Here is a 22,371-nt window from a genome sequence, read left to right on the forward strand (position 1 = left end):
GGGAATTGAGGTCTAAATCGAACTTGATGTGGCGAAACTAGTAGAAATGAACATTTCTCATAGAGATGGAGGTTTCGCTAAATGTCTTATTCAAATCCGATTCTACCTCGTCAAGAACAACTGACGCCATTTGTCGAGCAGATGATTGCGCGCGTCGAGAGCGTGATGATTGGCAAACGCGACGCGATCATGAAGACATTCCTCGCCATGATGTGCGGTGGGCATGTCTTGATTGAAGATGTCCCCGGCGTGGGCAAGACGATGCTGGTTCGCGCGGTAGCGCAATCGATCGGCGGCTCATTCCAGCGGATTCAATTCACGCCTGACGTGCTGCCGTCAGATATTACGGGGGTGTCTGTCTACAACCCAGCAACGTTGCAGTTTGAATATCGACCCGGTCCGCTGATGGCGAATGTGGTGCTCGCCGATGAGATCAACCGCACTTCGCCACGGACGCAATCTGCGCTGCTCGAAGCGATGGAAGAGCGGCGGGTTACGGTCGATGGCGTCACACGGCGGCTGCCTGAGCCTTTCGTGCTGATGGCGACGCAGAACCCGCAGGATTTTGAAGGCACGTACCGGCTGCCGGAGGCGCAGCTGGACCGCTTCTTGCTCCGGATCAAGCTCGGCTTTCCGGAGCCCATGGAAGAGGTGGAGCTGCTGAACCGCATGCAGCAGCTCCACCCCATTGATGCGCTTCGGCCACTCGTGATGGCCGAAGACATCGTGCGCATGCAGCGCGAGGTTCGCGCGGTGCATGTCGATGAGGCGATCAAGCACTATTTGGTGCTGATCGCCCAGTCTACACGAGCGCATGCAGACCTTGCGCTCGGTGTGAGCCCCCGCGCATCGCTGATGTGGATGCGCGCAGCGCAGGCCCATGCGTATATGCATGGGCGCGCCTATGTGGTGCCCGACGACGTAAAACAGATCGCCGTCGACGTTCTGGCCCATCGCTTGGCGCTCGTGCCGCAGGCACGCATGATGGGTGTGCACTGCGAAGAGCTGCTTATTCAGCTCATTCGTGGTGTACCTGTCCCGATGTTCAAATCGGATGCGGGGGCGAGAAGAGCATGAGATCGATAGGGAAAGGCATCGCGGCACTTGCATGTTGGGGTGCCGTCTTTGCTATAGCAAATTATCGCGATGGGGCGGTGGAATGGTTCTTGTTCACCGTTTTCTCGTGCATTATCGGCTCAGGTCTGCTCATCCAGATGCTCGCGCTGCGAAGGGTCCATGTTGTGCGCCGTATGGAACGGACTCGCCTTTTTGCCGGCGAGTCTTTCACGGTGACGATGGAAGTTTCGGTGAATTCCTGGATTCCGTTGTTCTGGTTAACGCTCACGGAACGCGCCATGCCCACGCATGGGCAAGCTGGCATCCCGCCAAAGCCTGTCTTCACCCACACGCATCTTTGTTTGCCGGGCTTTCGTTCCCGAATAACTTATGCGTATCGTATTCATGGTCTTGCACGCGGTCGATATGCTTTTGCCGATATGGAGGTAAGCACCGGGGACTTATTTGGATTTTTTACGAAAAAGAAGCAGGTGAAGACAAAGGAATCCATTCTCATCTACCCGGCTCGAATCGGTTGGCCGCAGGCGTTAACGGGCTATGCCGTGCCTTCGACCAAAGAAGAGCAGAGCATGTACCGTATGGGCATGGAATCGGCTACGCTCGGGACAGAATTGCGTGAATACGTACCCGGTGATCCGTGGAAACGAATCCACTGGAAGAGCTCGGCAAAGCAGAGGAATTGGCAGATCCGGTTGCCGGATCGTGTAGGAGAGTCCTATGTCTGTATCATATTGGATACCTCGTCAGCCAAGCAGCAGCGATTCGAGATGAAGATAGCTTGGAGCGTCGCACGGCTGGAGCAACTCCTCGCGGTCGGAACGGAAATATCGTTGGTCTGCCCTCAGGGGGATGAACGCCGCACATGGCAGCTGAAGGACGTGATGACGGCGGAACTTATGCAATATTTTGCGGAGGTCCAGCCCAAGGAGCAAGCATTATTATTGACCACGGTCCGGCATACGGCGATGCGCGAGCCGCGAGGTGCGGTATTCGTTATTGTCTCGGAACGGATGGATCAAGAAGCAGCAGAGGTCGCGCAGTGGCTCTATACGCAAGGGCATCCCTTGGAATGGGTGTGGGTTATGGAGCATGATCAGCTCAACGCGGATGAACAACGATGGTTTGAACGCATGCAACGTCTTGGCGTGACCTTATATCGCATTGAGTCGAAGCAGGGACTGCTGCCGACGCCGCGAGGAGGTGTGGAAGATGTCAGCGCATAAGACAAGCCACACCGTCCGAAGTGCGATCATCTCAATCTTATTGTTCGGACTCTTCGCAGAATGGCTAATCCCGCTGTACCATTTGCAGGATAATATTGACTTTTACCGGATCTCACCATTATTCATCGCCTTGGCATGTTTCCTGATTATCGGTTGCTTGTCGCTGCGTACAGCGATTCGAATGAGCTTGTTTCTGCTCGTCTGCATCGGAACGTGGATCAGTATTTATGCCTCCACAGGCACTTCCAGTATGGATGCGCTGAGGAACCTGGTGTCTTCTGTTACTACAAATTTCGGACTCCTGATGCAAATGAATGGCGGCGGTGGATTCGTGAATAGCGGAGAACTTCGAACAGGGCTCTTATTAATCGGATGGGCCATGCTCGTCACATCGGTCCAATCACTGGCGATTCACCGTCAGAGCAGCATTCTGTTCATTGGCATCACGATCATCTATCAATTGATTCTGTTATGGGGCTTCGGTATGGATACCACGATGGGCATGATTCGAACGGTAACGGAGGCGTTATTGTTGATTGCGCTCTTGCGAATCGTTACCTTGGAACAGGTCAAGCGATCGGTGGATGGCTGGAGCCGTAATCAGGCGATGCTGCTGGGCTGGCCGAGAAGATGGATGGGGGGCACTCTGATTGCGGTAATGCTGTGCTTTATAGGCGGTTATTTCTTGGCCCAGCGCACAGAGCAAACGGATGTGAAGCCAATCGCTTGGGATCAGGAATTTGCTGGTCTGGAGCAATGGGCATCGGATACGTTCGGGACCAATCTAGTGAATTGGCTGGATGGGGCGGCCAAGACACAGACCGCTTCCGCTTCCCTGACGAAGACGGCGACTGGAGAGACTGGATATAGCGAAAATGATGAGAGCTTGGGCGGAGCGCTCGAATCAGATCCTTCGATTGTATTCGAGGCAACGACCCCTGTTCGATCCTATTGGCGCGGCGAGACGAGAAGAATCTATGATGGAAGAGGCTGGCTTGCATCGACCGAGGCTTGGGAACCTCTGCAGCAGTGGGCGACGATTGACACGTTAGCAGCGGAGCAGGAAGATGCCTCGAAATCAACTATAGAACAGTCGATTCGCTTTACTTCATCGAATTTGATCTCGACGCAGAAGTGGCCGCTTTTTGCTGGCGGAGTGATTATAGGCTTGAATCAGTTGCATGTGAAAGGTTCGGGGGAGGACTCCACTTCCGCAGTTCGTCCGGCGAATACATCTGAAGCCTCCATTCAATACCACCCGGAAGATGGGGCCTTACGGATAGCTTCGATCGGGGCAGGCAAGCTGGTAACAGGATACATGCTAGATGTTCGAATCCCAGACGTCGTGCCAGATCAGCTGAGGCAGATCAAAGAATCGGATCCAGCTTCGATTACGCAAGACTATTTACAGCTGCCTGATAAGCTGCCTGAACGAGTGTCAGCGTTGTCCAAACAAATCATAACAGGTCAAATGAATCGGTATGATCAAGTGAAGGCGATTGAACAGTATTTGCGGACGTACTATACCTATACTTTAACCAATACGGCTGTACCGCCTAAAGGAGCAGATTTCGTCGACGACTTCTTGTTTAAGCAGCTCAAGGGTTATTGTAATCATTTCTCAACGGCGATGGTCGTAATGTTGCGTACGCAAGGCATTCCTGCAAGATGGGTCAAAGGGTTCGCGCCGGGTGAGCCTTCCGAAGATACTGCGAATACCTATACCGTGCGGATGAGCGATGCCCATGCTTGGGTTGAGGTCTATTTTCCAGGAGCGGGTTGGGTTCCATTCGAGCCGACACCGGGCTTTCAACCAGGCGATGAAGAGAAGGGGATCGGGTCGGAACAGCTCGCTGCGCATCCAACGCCACCGATATTAGGTAACGCGGCTTCGTCGGAGACGGGCTCAGGCTCAACGGCTGCTGATGCTGCCGCGACGCCAAATGCAGAATCCCAAGTATCGGATTGGTTCATCCGTGCATTGCGTGGAGGAGAGACAATCCTGTCTGATCTCTATAATGTTGCAAGGAATGGGGACATAAGCTGGCTGTGGAAAGGTGCATGGACCATTGGATTGATTGCACTTGTCGTCTGGCTGTGGCTTCGATATCAATGGTACATCCGACTGCATGTTGCGATTCTGCGTTTCCGTACTTCTCATGAGGATCCGAAGCGAATTGAACGGGTCGCTCGGTTGTTATGGCAGTTATGGATTCATCAATATGGAGCGAAATCGCAAGATTTAACGATGCGTGAATATATTGCGCGGCTGGATGGCAAAGCTGACAATAAGAAGGGTTCGCTGATGCAGGCTGTATTTGCTATGGAAGCGATCACATTCCATCCGAAGCAGTATGACCGGTTGATGAGGAATCGACTGATTCAGTTTTGCAAGGGGAAGAATCGAGGTTGACAGATCAGCGCTATGCTCCCTCGAAAGCAGTATTTCGAAGCGAACTTGCCTTGACGGTGGGATTTTCGGTTCGTATAATTAACTTCATGAATTGAGGGAGGCACGTTACTAATGGATAAACCGAATGAAATTATTGTTGTTCTCGATTTCGGGGGACAATATAACCAGCTTATTGCTAGACGTATTCGCGATTTGGGCGTATACAGCGAGCTTTTGCCTTTTAATACGTCTGCTGCACGCATTCGTGAGATCGCGCCGAAAGGGATTGTATTCTCTGGCGGACCGCAAAGTGTATATGAAGAGAATGCCCCACAAGTAGATCCGGAAATCTTCGAATTGGGCTTGCCAATTCTAGGAATTTGCTACGGCATGCAGCTAATGGCGCATCAGCTTGGCGGTAAAGTTGAACGCGCGGACAAGCGCGAATACGGAAAATCCGATGTCGACTTTGAAGCAGACTTCCGCTTAGTCGCTGATCTTGATGCGAAACAAACGGTATGGATGAGCCATGGCGACCATGTCGTTGCGCTTCCAACTGGTTTCAAGACAACAGGAAGCTCCGAGCACGCACCAATTGCTTCGATGCTGCATCCTGAGAAGAACTTCTTTGCGGTTCAATTCCACCCAGAAGTACGCCACTCGGTACACGGGAATGAAATGATTCGCAACTTCTTGTACAATGTCTGTGGTTGCGAAGGCAACTGGAGCATGGAGACGTTCATCGATGATACGATTCGCGATATCCGCAATCAAGTCGGTGACCGCAAGGTCCTCTGTGCACTTAGCGGCGGCGTAGATTCCTCCGTTGTTGCGATCCTGTTGCATAAAGCGATTGGCGATCAACTGACTTGTATGTTCATCGACCACGGTTTGCTGCGTAAAGGCGAAGCTGAGAGCGTAATGGAGACGTTCGTTGGCAAATTCGATATGCATGTGGTCAAAATTGATGCGCGCGACCGTTTCTTAGGCAAACTGGCTGGCGTATCAGATCCAGAGCAAAAACGTAAAATTATCGGTAACGAATTCATCTACTGCTTCGATGAAGAGTCGAAGAAATTGGGTCAATTCGATTTCTTAGCGCAAGGTACACTGTACACGGATATCGTCGAGAGTGGTACAGCAACAGCGCACACGATCAAATCGCACCACAACGTGGGCGGCTTGCCAGAAGACATGCACTTCGAGCTGGTTGAACCGCTTAAGACATTGTTCAAAGACGAAGTTCGCAAAGTCGGTTCCGAGTGCGGCTTGCCGGATGCGATCGTTCATCGCCAGCCGTTCCCAGGCCCGGGTCTTGCGATCCGCGTGCTAGGCGAAGTGACGGAAGAGAAATTAGCAATCGTTCGCGAGTCCGATGCGATTCTGCGTGATGAGATTGCCAAAGCGGGCCTTGACCGCGAAATCTGGCAATACTTCACGGCGCTTCCAGGCATGAAGAGCGTGGGCGTTATGGGTGATGCGCGTACGTATTCCTACACGGTAGGTATCCGCGCTGTAACATCGATTGATGGTATGACTGCGGACTGGGCTCGTATCCCTTGGGATATCTTAGAGAAAATCTCCGTTCGTATCGTCAACGAAGTCGAGAACGTTAACCGCATCGTGTACGATGTGACTTCGAAGCCACCAGCAACGATTGAGTGGGAATAGGATGAAATGATTGATGGCGTTAATTGCTTGTAAATCCTTGATGGACAAGGGTTAATGGCGTTCTCGGCATTCAAATCATCGCTACACCTGCAACAATTGGTGAAAAAATTACTCTCTTTTATTTGCGTTATTTCGCAAATGAAAGGGAGTTTTTTTATGACTAAAACGAATGAGGTATTCGAGCATTTCTTTTGCATTCCAAAGTGAAATGCTAAAATGGCTATGTGAATTATTGGAAGTTTAATAATTAATTATGACACCCAAATAACCTTTGTACCGTATAAATGTGTGAATCAGCTGGTTGATTTCCGAGTAATGAAGACGCTCGTATAGCAACAAGATAATATAAGAATTTATAGGATAGTAGGGAGTAGAGTGCGGATGATAGATTGGATAAAAGAATGGGTTGAAGCTAATTCACTACTGTGCATATCCATAGTACTATTTATCTTGGGGCTAATATTTCTAATTTCCTCGATTGTTGAGTATAGACTAAGTAGGAGAGAAGAGATCTCTGTTGATGATATGAACGATACGATGGATGATATCGCTAGGGAAACACGAGATTGGGGCATGGGAATTGAGGTTAGATTGAATCGTACTTACAATACTGTTGACAAAGTGTATAGTTTCAATGAACTGATAAGGGGAATAGGTTACACTTTACTCATATTTGCATTTTCTGCTGTATGTTATATAGCCTACTTATGGTAGGAATAGTAGCAGTGGCACAAATAACTGCAAAAAAGCAGTTAAAAATGAACTGCACCCCAATTGTTAGACACCATCTAGCAATTGGAGGTGCAGTTTTTTGTCAAAATTCAATTTAGACTTGAAAATAGAAGCTATTCATCAATTCACAACGGGAACCAAAGGAGTTAAAAGTATTGCGAAGTCCCTAGGAATAAATCATGAAGTCTTGCGTATGTGGATCAAGCAATACGAATATCACGGTGTAAAAGCATTTGAAAAGACCTATACAGTTTACTCCATACCCTTTAAACTAGACGTACTCAACTACATGAATGAGAATGGGACGTCTCCAAATGAAGCAGCTGTCATTTTCAATATCTCTTCTCCAGGGGTTATTCGAAGGTGGCGCAGTCAATTCAATGAACTTGGGATCGACGCCTTAAAACCAAAGAAAAAGGGGCGTCCTGTTATGACAAATAAGATTAATAAAGGAAAGAATAAGAAAGCACCTGCTGAGGGATCCGTTGAAGCTCTACAAGCTGAATTAGAACGTTTGCGCATGGAAAACGCCTACTTAAAAAAGTTGAATGCCTTAGTTCAGAACAAGGAGAAATCACCAAACAAGACAAAGCACGAGTAGTCTATGAATTAAGGCTTGAATATCCGGTGGTTGCATTGCTAGCGTTCGCTAAAGTCCCACGTAGCACCTTCTATTACTGGGTAAAGCAGTTTGACAAGCCCGATCCAGACGCAGACCTGAAACTCCTTATTCAATCCATATACGAGGAACATTGGGGGCGCTATGGCTATCGTCGTATCCGTGATGAACTATTTAATCGTGGACATCGAGTTAATCATAAAAAAGTGCAGCGTATTATGAAAGAATTAGGCTTGAAATCCTTGGTGCGTATGAAAAAATATCGCTCCCATAAGGGTACAGTAGGTAAAATTGCGCGTAACGTACTTGAACGTAATTTTCAGGCGGAAAAACCGAACAAGAAATGGGTTACGGATATTACGGAATTTAAGTTGTTTGGTGAAAAGTTGTATTTATCACCTGTTATGGACTTGTTTAACGGTGAAATTATCACTTACACAGTGGGATCTCGTCCTACCTATTCCTTAATTTCCGAAATGCTTAATAAAGCCTTTAAACGCTTATCCGAAGAGGATGAACTCCTCCTGCATTCGGACCAAGGCTGGCACTATCAGATGAAGCAGTATCAACATGCTTTGACGAAACAAGGAATTACCCAGAGCATGTCACGCAAAGGCAATTGTTACGATAACGCGGTAATGGAGAATTTCTTTGGCATTTTGAAGTCTGAGTTTCTTTATCTTAATAAGTTTGAAAGCATGGATCACTTCAAGCAAGAACTAGCAAGATACATTGATTACTACAATAACAAGCGCATCAAGTCAAAATTAAAAGGCATGAGCCCGGTACAATACCGCGCTCATGCCCAACAGGTTGCATAAAAATATTGTCTAACTTTTAGGGTTCACTTCAATCCCTCGTCTAAGCCCCGAACGGCCCAAATAACTGCAAAAAGGCAGTTATTTTTGCTCGCCTGAGCTCCCAACGGCACAAATAACTGTTAAAAAGCAGTTAAATCGCACGTTTGAGCCCCCAACGGCACAAATAACTGCAAAAAAGCAGTTAAATCGCTTGCGCTGAGCCCCCAACGGCCCAAATAACTGCAAAAAAGCAGTTAAATCGCTTGCGCTGAGCCCCCAACGGCCCAAATAACTGCAAAAAGTCAGTTAAATCGCTCGCCTGAGCTCCCAACAGCGCAAATAACTGCAAAAAAGCAGTTATTTCGCTCGCGCTAAGCCCCCAACGGCGCAAATAACTGCAAAAAGGCAGTTAAATCACCCGCCAGAGCCCCCGACGGCGCAAATAACTGCAAAAAAGCAGTTATTTCGCTCGCGCTGAGCCCCCAGCGGCCCAAATAACTGCAAAAATTCAGTTAAATCGCCCGCCAGAGCCCCCGACGGCGCAAATAACTGCAAAAAAGCAGTTAAATCGCCCGCCAGAGCCCCCCGACGGCGCAAATAACTGCAAAAAAGCAGTTAAATCCCCCGGACGGAGCTCCGAACGGTCCAAATAACTGCAAAAAAGCAGTTATTTCGCTCGCGCTAAGCCCCGCACGGCCCAAATAACTGCAAAAAGGCAGTTATTTCGCCCGCACGAGCCCCCAACGACCCAAATAACTGCAAAAAGGCAGTTATTTCACCAACCCGAGCCCCCGGCAGTTATCCCCTCTCACATAAGCTCATTCACTACACTCACTCAAGCATCTCACCCCCGTGCAGATTGCCGCATTTTCTCCATCAAACAAATTTACCCCCTCAAACCGAACAAATAGGCGAAAAAATGCCCCAGAAGCGTGATCATTCTAACAGACATACGAGTAAATCCGTACGGGTGTGCAACTGCAATGGCGTGCTCCATGCCCTACAATGGGGGTATTATCGGAATTTTGTAAGCGCTATCGCACTAAGGAGGAGCAGCTATGACGTTCAGTTATGATATTCGTACCATTCCATTCAGCCGCTACGGCTCGTTTCTGACTATATCGTATTTACGTGCTTCGGGAGATCGACCGGAAGGCGTCTATTTACGGACGGTACGCGGGGGAGATATGACCAGCGGCGCCGCATTTCGCATTGAGCTGACGGCGAAGGGAGAGGATGTCCCTTACACGACGCATGCGACGCCATCACGGCTTCGGCTCGAGTCGGGCAGCGGCTATGCAGAGATCTGCATTTTTGACGGTCGCACGGTAGGTTTCAGAGCGGTGGGCGTCGGCGTTCGGCTCACGTTGTCCGGCGGCGATTATGATTATGCGATGCAAATGAAGGACAACCGCTGGGAAGTGAACAGCTTCCTGAACGAAGTACGGTTCATGCTCACTTCGATGCAAGGACAGATCGAGATGGATGCGCCTTGGGTTCGGACGAAATGCACGCATGTGAAGGCACATTTCGTGCCGGATGCAGCGACGAACATCACCGAGTTCCGCATCGAAGAGTACCGTACGACCTGGCTTGAGCGTGCGTTCCCGTCATTCGATGAAGGGGTGCAGCTTGTCGCGGCAGAATATGAGGCATGGCGGCAGTCAACTCTGCCGTCGGATGATGCCTATGCAGTTGGACGGGAGCTTGCTTCGTATATTACCTGGTCTTGTGTCGTACCGGCGGATGGTTATCTAACACGCCCTGCGATGTACATGTCGAAGAACTGGATGACGAACATTTGGAGCTGGGATCATTGCTTCAATGCGATGGCGCTCGTTCGTTCAAATCCAGCGCTTGCGTGGGATCAATTTATGATTTTCTTTGATCGTCAAGATGAGAGCGGGCTGCTGCCCGATTTTATGAATGATAAATATGCCTTGTGGAATTGCAATAAGCCGCCGATTCACGGGTGGACGCTGGCTTGGATGATGGATCGCACCGATTGGATTGGTGAGGCGCAGCTTCGCGAAGTCTATGAACCGCTCGCACGTTGGACGCGTTGGTGGTACAACGAGCGGGATGATGACTTCGATGGTGTTCCGCAATACAACCACGGCAATGACAGCGGCTGGGATAACAGTACGATTTTCCATGAACGGGGCGCGGTGGAGAGTCCGGATCTCTGTGCTTATCTCGTGCTGCAATGCGAGACGCTTGCCCGGATTGCCGGTGAGCTCGGCAAGTCGCATGAAGCCGCTGAATGGCAAGCCCTGGCGCAGCGGACGCTTGATCGCATGTTGGAACATTTCTGGCAGGATGGCGAGCTTCGCGCCGTTCGTACGGGGACGCACGAACGACTTCAAGGCGAGAGCTTAATCAACTACATGCCGATCATTCTGGGGCAGCGATTGCCGCAAGAAGTGCAAGATGCACTCATCCAAGCGTTGTCGGACGAAGACCGATTCTTATCGCCGAACGGATTTGCGACCGAGAGCATGGGCAGTCCGCATTATGAACCGGACGGTTATTGGCGTGGGCCGATCTGGGCGCCGGTCATTATGCTGCTCACCGATGGGCTTCGGCGCGGCGGATACACGGAATTGGCAGCGATCGCGGCACAGCGTTTCTGCCGGATGGCGAACACGAATGGCATGGCAGAGAATTTCGATGCCATTCAGGGTACAGGACTCCGTGATCGAGCTTTTACATGGACATCCAGTGTATATCTGATGCTAGCTCACGAATATGTAAAAGCTTAGCGGCAAGCGCACGGTTCTATGCTCTGAAGAACCGTGCGCTTTAGTGTTCCTTTGCATTGACATGATGGACTTAATAAATTTTGGAGTCCCCACAAAGTGACTGAATCAGCTTCGAAATTAGTTTCCATGATATGGGAAAATATTGGAATGATGTTCTGGATTGTCAGCGGCTTAGGTGTGTGATAAACTTCATTTACTTTAGAGGACGAACATGCTCAGCAGGAGGCAGTCTATGTACAATCAGCGGATTCAAATGATATTTCATCGATTACTAGCGCCGCGTCGGAGTCTTCGGTTGAAGCTCGTGATCTTATTTCTCATCGCTTCACTGCTGCCGCTCATCACGCTCGGTGTATTGTCATTTACGAAATCTTCAGAACTGCTGCAGGATCAATTAGGCAAGTATGGGAGCAATGCGGTGACGCAGCTGCAATACCAGCTGGATTCGGAACTTAGTCAGATGGAGCTCGTAGCTGAATATGTACATGCTTACTTGCTGAACCCGTCACGGATTGCAATACATCGGGAAATTCCGCGCTCATATTCAGATTTGCATGAACAGAGTGATTTAGAGGATTTTCTGAAAGCGCTTAAAACGGTGAAGCAGCGCGGGTTATTTATTATTACCAAGTCCGGCTACTTCTATGGGGAGAACTCCATTAAGACGACGACCTTGAAGGAGCAGGCTTGGTGGAAAGCGATGCCTGCCGATTACGCTGGGGAATATTGGCCTGGGTTCTACACCCCGCGGCACTACAAGGAATATAGCGAGAAAGAGAAGGTGCTCGGTCTCGTCGTACCGATTCGTAATCAGCAAGGCGCGCTGAAGGATAGCCGGATTCTGATTGAGATGAACGCGGATAAAATGTATGAGCTATTCCATTTGTTCGAGAAGAACACGCAAGCGATGCTCACAATTAAGAACAGTGAGGGGCAGCTGATTTATCAATCCGCGCAAGCCTATACGCCGCAAGAGAATGATGTGGTATGGTCTAAATCCTTAACGCTGAATGATTGGACCTTGGAAGCGAGATTGCCATATAAATCCTTCTTCCAATCTTCGAATATTATTCGTTCGTATACGGGTGTCGGCCTGCTGTTCTCAGGCTTGCTTGCATTGTTGTTAGGATTCTTGTTCTCTTCCCGTGTCACAGGACGAATTAAGCGGCTCAAGGAGTCGATGTTCCTTGCAGGGAAAGGGCGATTGCAGACGAGGATTCCTGTGCAGGATCGCGATGAGCTCGGGGTGCTGGCCCACAGCTTCAATCGTATGATCGGGCAGATTCAAGATTTGGTCGAAGAGATTACGGTGACGGAGAAGCTGAAGAAAGAAGCAGAGCTGCGAGCATTCCATTACCAGATCAACCCCCATCTGTTGTTCAATACATTGAATTCGATTCAATGGAAGGCACGGCTGCAGGGCAACGAGGATATCCGTAAAATGCTCTACCACCTCGCCATGCTGCTCGAAGGCAATCTGGATATTACGCAAGAGCTGGTGACGCTGCGCAAGGAGCTGGAGATTATCGATCATTTCCTCCATATTCAGCGGATTCGATATGAACATGAAGTCAATTATGAGCAGATTGTAGATGACGCGTTGATGAAATACGTTATTCCACGGATGAGCTTGCAGCCGCTGCTAGAGAATATATTTTTCCATGCGTTCGAGGATGGATGCGGTACTATTCGTGTCTCCATTGAAGAGGAAGGCGAGGATCTTGTGCTTCGATTAGAAGACAATGGCAAAGGAATGACGGAGGAGAATAAGCAGAAGCTGCTTCAAGGAACCTATCGCAGCAAGCGAGGCAGAGGTCTCGGTGTGAACAATGTGGATCAGAAATTCAAACTTCATTTTGGACCTTTATATGGCTTGGATATTCAATCTGTTGTTGGTCAGGGCACGGTCATCACGATCCGTTGGCCGAAGAAGGAGGAGGACGAACATGACAACCAAAGCACCCATTAAAGTATTAATTGCTGATGATGAGAGTATCGTTCGTAAAGGATTGGTTGCAACGGTCGATTGGGCGCGCTATAACATGCAGGTCGTCGCGGATGTGCCGAATGGTCAGAAGGGCTGGGAGGTATTTACGGAGCTGCGCCCCGAAGTGATCATCACGGATATTGTGATGCCGGAGCTGAACGGGATTGAATTCGCCCGCCGAGTGAAAAAAGAAGCGCCGTCCACCCGAATTCTTCTGCTAAGCTGTCATCGCGATTTCGAATTTGCCCAGCAGGGCATCTCGCTCGGAGCTTCAGGCTATCTCCTCAAGACAGCGTTCGAAGATGAGGAGCTGAATGAGTTCCTGCGCAAATTTCAAGAAGAGATTCATACCGAACATGCTGGCAGTACGGCTGTATTAGATGATCGTGCGCGCTGGAATGCTTCATTCTATGCTTGGCTATGCGGGTTCCGCAATGAATTCCGCAGTGAGCTGCAAGCGCGCTGGACGTCACAGTGGTCATGGATGGAAGAGCCGCATAGCGTCTATCTGGCGAAGTCGTTCGCGCAGGAAGAATCGTTGAACTGGGCGGATATCGAGGGTCGCCTGCAAGTTGGCTGCGAGAGTATTCTATGCGGTACGGATCGCTCCTTCTACTTCATTCGCTACAAGGATCGGGAGGCTCTGGAGGCGCTGTTCAAGGACGTGAAGAGCCGGATTCCATCATTCCATTGGAGCGGAACGGGTCCCTTGCAAGGGATGGATGCTTGGCTGGAGGCTGTGACGAAGCTGCATCAGGAAGCGGAGCTTGAGAAGAAGTTCGAGCTGAAGGTGCATTCCTGGCCAGAGACGATTACGAATGCGATACGTCTTGTTGCGGAGGATTTGCGGGAGCCGTGGTCTGTTAGCGATGTTGCGCATCGGATCGGCCTAAGCCGCAGTCATTTCAGTACGCTGTTCAAGAAGGTCACCGGAGAGAATTTCATCGAGCTGCTGTATCGGATGCGTCTGCGCGTGGCGATGGATCTGCTGGCGAATACGAACATGACCTTGCAGGGCATCGCGGAACAGATCGGGATGGTGGACGGCAAATATTTGAGCAAATGGTTCAAACGATACTGCGGGATGACTCCTTCGCAATATCGGGCCGAACAAAAAGAAGAATCCTGTTAAAATTTAAGACAAATTAACCCCTGCCATGAAACAAATAGCCGTTTTGAAAACGCTTTATTTTTCTTAAAGTGAGAGTAATCAATTGATTGAAAAAATGGTTTGAGGGGGCAATCATCCATGACTAACAAACGTATTATGATTACAACGCTATTATTGTTGGTTGCATTAACGGTCAGTGCTTGCGGCGGCGGTGGAGGAGCAACATCGAACCAAGGCAGCGAAGGAAGCTCGGGAAGCAAAGATGCAGAGAAAACGCTACGTTTTGCAACATGGGATACAGGTGACAGTCTGAAGGTACAGCAGGATATCGCGAAATTGTTCGAGAAGCAGCACCCGGGCGTCAAAGTGCAAATTGAGCCGTATGCAGACGGATTCGATCAGAAGCTTGCTGCGTCCTTCGGTGCAGGCAACCCGCCCGATGTCATGCTGATGTGGGATTTCCCGACATACTATACGAACTTGGAACCACTGGATTCTTTTATGTCGAAGGATGAGAGCCTGAAGCTGGACGATATTTATGAAAGCCTATTCAATTACGTGAAGGTCGATGGACAGACCTATGGATTGCCGAGCGGATTTACGACTCGCGCATTGTATTACAATAAGAAAATGTTCGATGATGCTGGCGTTCCATATCCGAAAGATGGATGGACATGGGATGATTTCAAAGCCGCAGCGAAGAAACTCTCCAATCCAGCGAAGAAGCAATATGGGTTCGGCATTCGTACCTCCAATGATCCTTACGATCTTCAAGGCATCGTCTGGAGTAACGGCGGCAGCTTCGTAAGCGCAGACGGCAAAGAAATCGAGGGTCAAATGAACAGCCCAGAGACGGCGCAAGCGATCCAGCAGTTCGGCGATATGCTGAAGGACGGTTCGGCAGCTCTCGTAGGCGGTAAGAACCAGATGAGCGGTGACGATGTGTTCAAAGCGGGTAAAATTGCGATGTGGGAAAGCGGTGTATGGCCATTAGAAGGGTTTAAGACGGCGAAGGTGGACTTTGGTACCGTTGAAATGCCTGTCTTCCCGGGCAAGCCGGTTAAAGGCATCGTTGCGCTTAGCGCGATCTCCGTGGCCAAACAATCCAAACAGAAAGATCTCGCTTGGGAATTCACGAAGTTCTTCGTATCGAATGAGGTCATTAAGATGCGCAGCAACTCCGACTTGCCAATTCGTAAGAGTCTCGTTCAAGAATTGAAGTTCGATCAGAACCCACTGTATGTACCGTTCTACAACATGCTTGAGCGTTCGGACAATACACCTTCGTTCTTGCTGAATAGCAACTGGAAGCTCGTGAATCGTTACCTGACGACAGCGATTGACTCCGTGATGCTAGGCGAGAACGCGCAAGATGCATTGAATGCAGCTGTGAAAGATGCGAAGAAATACATGGATAAGAAATAGAATAAAAGTTCAAGCTCGGTGAGTTTCTCACCGGGCTTTTTTATACTCAGGATTGGAACCCCATACCCGTCCTCAACACGCGCAAACGTAGAAGGTTAATCCAAGGTTTTTTCTTTTTCCATACCACCGAACAAAAGAACGAAACCCTCCGAACATTATCCCTCTACAGGCAGAAAAGCCCCGTTTTTTTCTCGAACAAAGTGCCACCTATTGCGAAACAGATGACCGTGTAAAAGCGCTTTCATTCAGACTACAATGGAACCACACCAACGATGTCTAACGGGCTTTCCCGAACATCTTCTGAAAGGAACGATATTAATGGAATCTATCAAAAAGCGGACGCCTGCTCGATTCAAGCAAATGAGTATCCCTTATCTGTTCACGTTGCCTTGGATAATCGGCTTTCTTGCATTCACCCTAGGGCCGCTCATTTTCTCACTGATTATTAGCTTCTATGAATGGCCTGTTGTTGGAGAGAAGACATTCATCGGGTTAGCTAACTATAAAGAGATGTTCACGAACGATCCGCTATTCTGGGAATCGCTCGGTGTAACGATGAAGTTCGCTGTGCTCTTCGTGCCGTTGAACATCATTATTGCGTTACTCCTCGCCATGCTACTGAACAAGAATGTTAAGGGCAGTGGGTTTTTCCGGACAGCCTTCTACTTGCCATCCGTTATCTCGGGTGTTGCGCTCGCGATGATCTGGTCCTGGGTATTCGATGGAGAATACGGGATCTTGAACTATGTATTGTCCGTATTCGGAATTGAAGGACCGAAATGGCTTATCAATACAACATGGGCTCCCGTTGCGATGGTTATCGCTAGCCTATGGGGGCAAGGTTCCATGATGCTCATCTTCCTCGCGGGACTGAAAAATATCCCGAAGGATATGTACGAAGCGTCAGCGATTGATGGCGCGGGCAAATGGAAGCAATTCACGCGTATCACGCTGCCGATGCTAAGCCCAACGATTTTGTTCAACTTGATTACGACAATTATCGCTGCATTCCAGCAGTTGACGCTTGCGCTTGTCATGACAGGCGGCGGTCCGCTGAACTCAACTTACTTCTACGCGATGTACATGTATGAGAATGCCTTTAAGTATTCCAAAATGGGCTATTCCTCCGCTAACGCATGGTTCATGTTCGCGATCGTGCTCTCACTTACATTAATCGTCTTTAAGTCTTCATCCGCGTGGGTCTACTACGAAGGGGAAATGAAGCAAGGCAAGAAATAGACGACTATGCTGAGATTGCACAAGAATGACCGATTCGACAGATACGTATAAACGGGGTGATACCGATGAAAAAAATATTCATTTACGTCGTTCTTATTTTCTTCTCATTATTGTTCTTAGCACCATTCTTCTGGATGATCACGACGGCCGTGAAATCACCGGAAGAGCTGTATGTCTTCCCGCCGAAATGGATTCCATCTGTCTTTCATTGGGACAATTTTATAACCGCATGGGAGTCGCAGCCTTTTAACGTGTTCTTGAAGAACTCCTTGATCGTCACGGGATTGTCTTTAGCAGGACAGCTTATATCCTCGTCTCTTGTAGCATACGGGTTCGCACGGTTCCGCTTCAAAGGTAAAGATGTATTATTCATGATCCTGCTGGCATCGATGATGATTCCTTGGGAAGTGACGATGATTCCGCAGTATATGGAATTTAACTATCTCGGATGGATCAATACGTTGAAGCCGCTCATTATTCCGGCATGGTTCGGTTCGGCCTTCTTCATTTTCTTATTGCGCCAGTTTATTATGGGCATTCCGGTCGAACTAGAGGAAGCCGCACGGATCGACGGTGCGAATCCGATCCAGATCTTCATTCGCTTAATCGTTCCGCTCATGACTCCTGCGTTAATTTTAGTGGGCGTGTTCCACTTCCTAAGCAGCTGGAATGATTACTTAGGTCCATTGATTTTCTTGAACGACCAGAGCAAATATACGCTTACACTTGGATTGTCGCAGTTCAGAGGGATGTTCGGCGTCGATATGGTATCGATCATGGCGGTTACGTTCCTGATCTGTCTGCCGCCGCTAGCATTGTTCTTCTTCGCACAGCGTTATATTGTCGGAGGTATTGCAACGACGGGGATCAAAGGTTAATTCATGACGAGACGATTAAGGGTGTCTATGGACAGCACTTGATCGTCTTTTTGTTTTGAATTTTAATGAATTCCGAACATTAACATTAATTGAACATTATAATATTCGCGTTTTCCATTGACAAAATTCGACCCCATCCTCTACAATATAGATGAATAACAAAATTGATTGCGATATTTCGTATAATCTTGGGAATTGGCCCGAGAGTCTCTACAAGGTCACCGTAAATGATCTGGCTACGAAAAGAGAGAAGAAGTGCTGCCCTGATTTGTGGGTGTGCTTTGATTTCTTTTGGATGCGAGCCTAGGAGATGTTTAATCCTAGGTTATTTTTGTTGTTCCCTATTTCATAAGCTTGGCGCTTATAAAACTTTTAGGAGGAGTCTTTACAATGGATCGTTTCTTTAAGTTAAAGGAACACGGAACAAATGTCAGAACTGAGGTTTTGGCGGGGATCACAACGTTTATGACCATGGCTTACATTTTGGCGGTTAACCCGAACATCTTGTCTGCTTTCGGTAAAACAGGAATGGAATGGTACTCCGTATTTTTGGCGACAGCAATTGCGGCGGGTGTATTCACCATCGCGATGGGGATTTTCGTAAACTTCCCAGTAGCACTTGCACCAGGTATGGGTCTTAATGCATATTTTGCATCGGTAGTTATTTCGACAGCATCGAGTAATCATCCGGTGACGTGGCAAATCGCGTTAACAGCAGTATTTATGTCCGGTATTATCTTCTTCATCTTGACGGTAACGAAGCTTCGGCAGATGCTCTTGGTGGCCATCCCAGACGGCTTGAAGCATGCGATCACGGTAGGTATTGGTTTCTTCATTACGATCGTAGGTTTGAAGAACAGCGGGATCTTGTCCGTAGCCGTTGAATCGACCAAAGACATCAAGGCAGGCGCATTTACGCCGCTTCTTGGATTTGAATCCGTATTTTCGATGGGTAGCTTCACGAACCCTGACGTTATGATCACATTGATCGGTATCGCATTGATCGGGATTTTAATGGTGCTGCGTGTGCCAGGGGCGATCTTCTTCGGTATTATCGCGACATCGCTGATCGGTTGGGCATTATTCTATGATCATCTCAAAGCAGCAAGCACAACGCCAGCAACTTGGATGCCTGATTTCAGCCAATTGAACTTCTGGCAGTTCGATTTCTCGGGTATGATGGGTGTAGGGATCGTATCAATCATCGTAACATTCACATTCGTTGAATTGTTCGATACATTCGGTACATTGGTCGGTACAGCAACACGCGCAGGATTTATGAAGAACAAAGATGAAGGCAACAAACGTGTAGGTAAAGCGATGTTCGTTGACGCGATTGCGGTTGCAGGCGGCGCGGCAGTAGGTACAAGTACAGTAACGACGTTCGTTGAGAGCTCCGCAGGGGTTGCAGCAGGCGGTCGTACGGGATTAACTTCCGTAACAACAGGTCTTTGTTTCTTAGCAGCTTTGTTCTTGGCGCCAGCTGTAGCACTAATTCCAGGATCGGCAACAGCAGCAGCTTTGATCATTGTTGGTGTACTCATGGTTCAATCGGTAAGCGAAATTGACTTCAAAGATATGACGATTGGTATTCCTGCATTTTTGACGATTGCGTTTATGCCTTTCACATACAGTATTGCGAACGGAATTTCCTTAGGTATCATTTCTTATGTAGTATTCGCGTTCGTTGGTAACATCACAGGGAAAAGCGAGCATAAGGTTCACTGGTTAATGTGGATTTTGTTCATCTTGGTTCTTGCACGTTATGTGTTCATGGGCGGAGAGGGCTAAATCGAACTTGTATGATGACAAAAGAAAGCCGAGCGTATCGTCAGGAAGGTGGCGATGGCGCTCGGCTTTTCTATTTCCGTGAAGAATGCTGCTGGAGAACCCGAATGGCTTGGCTTGTCTCGGTAAGCTGTTTGATCGTAGCATCATGCTGGGAAGACGCATAAGCGAAGAACAGGGTGTCCACGGCGAGCAGTTGGGCCAGCCGTGAGCTTGTTGCAGCGCTGCGGAATACAGCCTCTGGCGCATGCGCTATGGAGAGCATGTATTTGGCGGTTGCGGCGAGTTCATGGTCCCCGTAATGGGAAATCCCGACCGTCGTTAGTTGGTATGTGTTGGCGAGCTTGGTGGATTGCACGACTTCATGTGTCTTGCCGCTATAGGAGACACCGATGAAGACCGAACCCACCGGTGCATTCGCAATATTGACCGCAAGCACATGAAGATCATGGAACGCAAAGGCTGTCTTCCCAAGCCGCATCCATTTCTGCGCGATATCCTCGGCTACGACGGATGATGCGCCGATGCCGAATGAATAGATAGCAGGGGCCTTGGCCATTGCTTCAACGATATGATCGATCATTTGACTGTCTAGCGAAGCGGCCGTATCTTGGAGCGCTTGGACGCTGTTCGATAACGTCTTCTTAATAATCGAATCCGTCTGATCGCTCGGGTCGAAGTCGTAGTACGCTGGACGCTCATTCTTCGCCATGTCCAAGGAGAGTCTTACCTTGAGCTGAGGGAAGCCGTCAACATGCAGCGATTGGCAGAAGCGCACGACCGAGGCGCCGCTCGTCTCTGATCTGATCGCGAGCTCATGGATACTCATTGTTGCTGCTTCTTCCGGATGATCTAGAATATATCGAGCCACTTTCTGTTCTGATTGCGGCAATTTATTGTATAAGGCTTGAATTTGCGTCAAAATACTTCCCATCATCTCGAAGGCCCTCCGATTTGTCATGTATGAAGAAAATAGGACATCTTCGGAGTCGAATAACTCCAAGATGCCCTAATTTTCGTGTATTGTTTATGCCTTAGTTCTCTTTATTATGCTCTAACAGCAGCTCTTTTGTAAAGCCAAAGAAGTAAGTGAGCAGGAAGCCAGCGATATAAGATGCGACAAGTCCGAGCAGGTAACCGAGGATCGAAGCGCCGATGCCGAGTGGACCTGTAACAAGTGGAACGAGCACAAGTCCGGAAGGGCCGATTGCCATGGAACCGATGAAGTTGCCTGACATCGCATAGAATCCTAATACGGCACCACCGAAGCCGCCGCCTAGACAGGCTGTGATGAACGGGCGGCCGAGTGGGAGGGATACCCCATAAATAAGCGGTTCGCCGATCCCGAGGAATCCGACAGGGAGAACCCCTTTGATGAGATTACGCATGCTCTTATTACGTTTCAGCTTCAGGTAGATCGCAATGGCTGCACCAACTTGTCCGGCACCGGCCATGGCTAGGATCGGTAACAGTGCGGTATAACCGAATTGAGCAATTAATTCTGCGTGAATCGGAATCAAGGCTTGGTGTAGTCCGAACATAACAAGCGGCAAGAATGCTGCAGCAAGCACAAATCCGGATAACGGACCGCCATGGGCGAGCAGCCAAGTCGTCGCTGTACCAATACCACCAGAAATGATGCCTGCAAGCGGCATGAAAGCAAAGATCGTAATGAATCCAACAACAAGTAGGGCAATTGTCGGTGTGACGATGATATCAATCGCTGCAGGAACCCGTTTGCGAACCCACTTCTCAACATAAGAGATTAGGATGGCTGCGAGGATGGCTCCGATAATCCCACCTTGACCCGGGTTTAACTTAATTTCTCCGAAGATCGGATAACTATACGTAATGTTCGCTACGCTTGGTGCGATAATGATAGCTGAGACGGCACCGCCAAGAGCTGGCGTACCACCGAACTCTTTGGCAGCATTAACCCCTGCAAAGACGGTCAGGTACATAAAGAAAGCGGAACCAATAACGCTCACGATCGGCTGCAGCGTAACCATCCAGTCCGGTGAGAAGCCTGTCTGCATGAGGTTAGCCATGAGACCGGCGATCCCGTTAATCAGACCGGCACCGACAAGAGCCGGAATCAATGGGATGAAGATATTCCCGATTTTGCGCAAGAAATTTTTGAAAGGGGTATTATTCTTTTTCTTCAGTTCGGCCTTAATATCTTGTCCGACGGCTTGTGTCGAGGGCGCCTTCGGCGCCTCGGTTCCATCACCGGATTGAATAATATCTCCAAATTCGTCAGCGACCTTCTTCACTGTGCCTGGTCCGAGTACGATTTGGTATGTCTCATCATCGACCACGCCTAGAACGCCTTTAATGCTCTTGATTTTGGCTTCATTTATCATGCCTCGATTGACGGGATTAACGCGCAGACGGGTGATGCAGTTTGTGAAGCTCTCGACATTCGAAGCGCCGCCTACCGCATTCAGTATTTCCTGAGCAAGTACACGATGTGGATTCATGGTGATATTCCTCCCGGTTGTTTGGTCTTAGGTGATTGAGGGTAGGTTAGTTTATTGAATGGCTTGCCGGACGAAACCGCTCGCGTTTTCTAATTTTTCGATTGTCTCTTCGTACGTAGCGCCGGTTAAGATCATGACAATAGCTGCTTTTGGCGTATTGTTTGCTAACTCCAAGTAATGCTCAGCT

At 48.9% G+C, this 22,371-nt stretch carries 16 protein-coding genes and 1 riboswitch (1 of these 17 running past the window's edge); of the genes, 13 read left to right on the forward strand and 3 right to left on the reverse strand.

The features are described 5' to 3' along the window. The first annotated feature begins 81 nt into the window (after window positions 1-81). The 13 genes from GCU39_RS28220 to GCU39_RS28280 all read left to right on the forward strand — a co-directional run bounded on the left by GCU39_RS28220 (window position 82) and on the right by GCU39_RS28280 (window position 19,707). Window positions 82-1,077, forward strand: coding sequence for an AAA family ATPase (locus tag GCU39_RS28220; RefSeq protein WP_152396520.1), 996 nt, complete (start codon window positions 82-84; stop codon window positions 1,075-1,077). Then, window positions 1,074-2,300, forward strand: a complete 1,227-nt coding sequence (locus GCU39_RS28225) for a DUF58 domain-containing protein (protein WP_152396521.1) — start codon at window positions 1,074-1,076, stop codon at window positions 2,298-2,300. Before GCU39_RS28220 ends, GCU39_RS28225 begins: the two co-directional genes overlap by 4 nt. Beyond that, the gene (locus GCU39_RS28230; protein WP_152396522.1) at window positions 2,287-4,713 is read left to right on the forward strand and encodes a transglutaminase-like domain-containing protein; all 2,427 of its coding nucleotides are present in this window, start codon (window positions 2,287-2,289) and stop codon (window positions 4,711-4,713) included. Before GCU39_RS28225 ends, GCU39_RS28230 begins: the two co-directional genes overlap by 14 nt. A 111-nt stretch (window positions 4,714-4,824) precedes the next feature. Beyond that, window positions 4,825-6,363 carry a glutamine-hydrolyzing GMP synthase gene (gene guaA / locus GCU39_RS28235; RefSeq protein WP_152396523.1) on the forward strand — a complete coding sequence of 513 codons (1,539 nt, stop codon included), beginning with the start codon at window positions 4,825-4,827 and terminating at the stop codon, window positions 6,361-6,363. 381 nt (window positions 6,364-6,744) lie between these two features. Beyond that, complete coding sequence (locus tag GCU39_RS28240; protein WP_152396524.1) at window positions 6,745-7,077, forward strand: hypothetical protein; 333 nt, start codon at window positions 6,745-6,747, stop codon at window positions 7,075-7,077. Window positions 7,078-7,174: 97 nt separating this feature from the next. Next, window positions 7,175-8,535 (forward strand): IS3 family transposase gene (locus tag GCU39_RS28245; protein WP_152396525.1). Its coding sequence is split into 2 segments (ribosomal slippage): window positions 7,175-7,631 and window positions 7,631-8,535, totalling 1,362 coding nucleotides; the frame shifts between segments, so codons are not numbered across the junction. Window positions 8,536-9,572: 1,037 nt separating this feature from the next. Further along, the gene (locus tag GCU39_RS28250) at window positions 9,573-11,276 is read left to right on the forward strand and encodes an amylo-alpha-1,6-glucosidase (RefSeq protein WP_152396526.1); all 1,704 of its coding nucleotides are present in this window, start codon (window positions 9,573-9,575) and stop codon (window positions 11,274-11,276) included. Between the two features lie 232 nt (window positions 11,277-11,508). After that, window positions 11,509-13,245, forward strand: a complete 1,737-nt coding sequence (locus GCU39_RS28255) for a sensor histidine kinase (protein ID WP_152396527.1) — start codon at window positions 11,509-11,511, stop codon at window positions 13,243-13,245. Then, on the forward strand, window positions 13,223-14,395 hold the full coding sequence (locus GCU39_RS28260; protein ID WP_152396528.1) for a response regulator: 1,173 nt from the start codon (window positions 13,223-13,225) through the stop codon (window positions 14,393-14,395). The genes GCU39_RS28255 and GCU39_RS28260 overlap by 23 nt, the downstream gene beginning before the upstream one ends. 117 nt (window positions 14,396-14,512) lie before the next feature. Next, a complete protein-coding gene (locus GCU39_RS28265) occupies window positions 14,513-15,799 on the forward strand; it encodes an ABC transporter substrate-binding protein (RefSeq protein WP_152396529.1) in 1,287 nt (428 codons plus the stop codon). Between the two features lie 318 nt (window positions 15,800-16,117). Continuing rightward, window positions 16,118-17,038, forward strand: coding sequence for a carbohydrate ABC transporter permease (locus tag GCU39_RS28270; RefSeq protein ID WP_152396530.1), 921 nt, complete (start codon window positions 16,118-16,120; stop codon window positions 17,036-17,038). Between the two features lie 65 nt (window positions 17,039-17,103). Continuing rightward, complete coding sequence (locus GCU39_RS28275; protein ID WP_152396531.1) at window positions 17,104-17,916, forward strand: carbohydrate ABC transporter permease; 813 nt, start codon at window positions 17,104-17,106, stop codon at window positions 17,914-17,916. A 158-nt stretch (window positions 17,917-18,074) separates the two neighbouring features. Next, window positions 18,075-18,175, forward strand: a riboswitch (purine riboswitch). A gap of 131 nt (window positions 18,176-18,306) precedes the next feature. Further along, window positions 18,307-19,707 (forward strand): NCS2 family permease, encoded by a 1,401-nt coding sequence (locus GCU39_RS28280; protein WP_152396532.1) that lies wholly within the window; start codon window positions 18,307-18,309, stop codon window positions 19,705-19,707. A 70-nt stretch (window positions 19,708-19,777) separates the two neighbouring features. On the opposite strand, the gene GCU39_RS28285 is transcribed toward GCU39_RS28280, so the two are convergent. From GCU39_RS28285 to murQ, 3 genes are all read right to left on the reverse strand, one after another. Beyond that, a complete protein-coding gene (locus GCU39_RS28285) occupies window positions 19,778-20,641 on the reverse strand; it encodes a MurR/RpiR family transcriptional regulator (RefSeq protein WP_152396533.1) in 864 nt (287 codons plus the stop codon). 97 nt (window positions 20,642-20,738) lie between these two features. Continuing rightward, on the reverse strand, window positions 20,739-22,184 hold the full coding sequence (locus tag GCU39_RS28290) for a PTS transporter subunit EIIC (RefSeq protein ID WP_152396534.1): 1,446 nt from the start codon (window positions 22,182-22,184) through the stop codon (window positions 20,739-20,741). Window positions 22,185-22,235: 51 nt separating this feature from the next. Then, window positions 22,236-22,371: the 3' portion of an N-acetylmuramic acid 6-phosphate etherase gene (gene murQ / locus GCU39_RS28295; protein WP_152396535.1), read on the reverse strand. 752 nt of this gene lie beyond the right edge of the window; only the last 136 of its 888 coding nucleotides appear in the window; the start codon falls outside the window, past its right edge; its stop codon occupies window positions 22,236-22,238.

Source organism: Paenibacillus guangzhouensis (assembly GCF_009363075.1).
GTDB classification, from domain to species: domain Bacteria; phylum Bacillota; class Bacilli; order Paenibacillales; family Paenibacillaceae; genus Paenibacillus_K; species Paenibacillus_K guangzhouensis.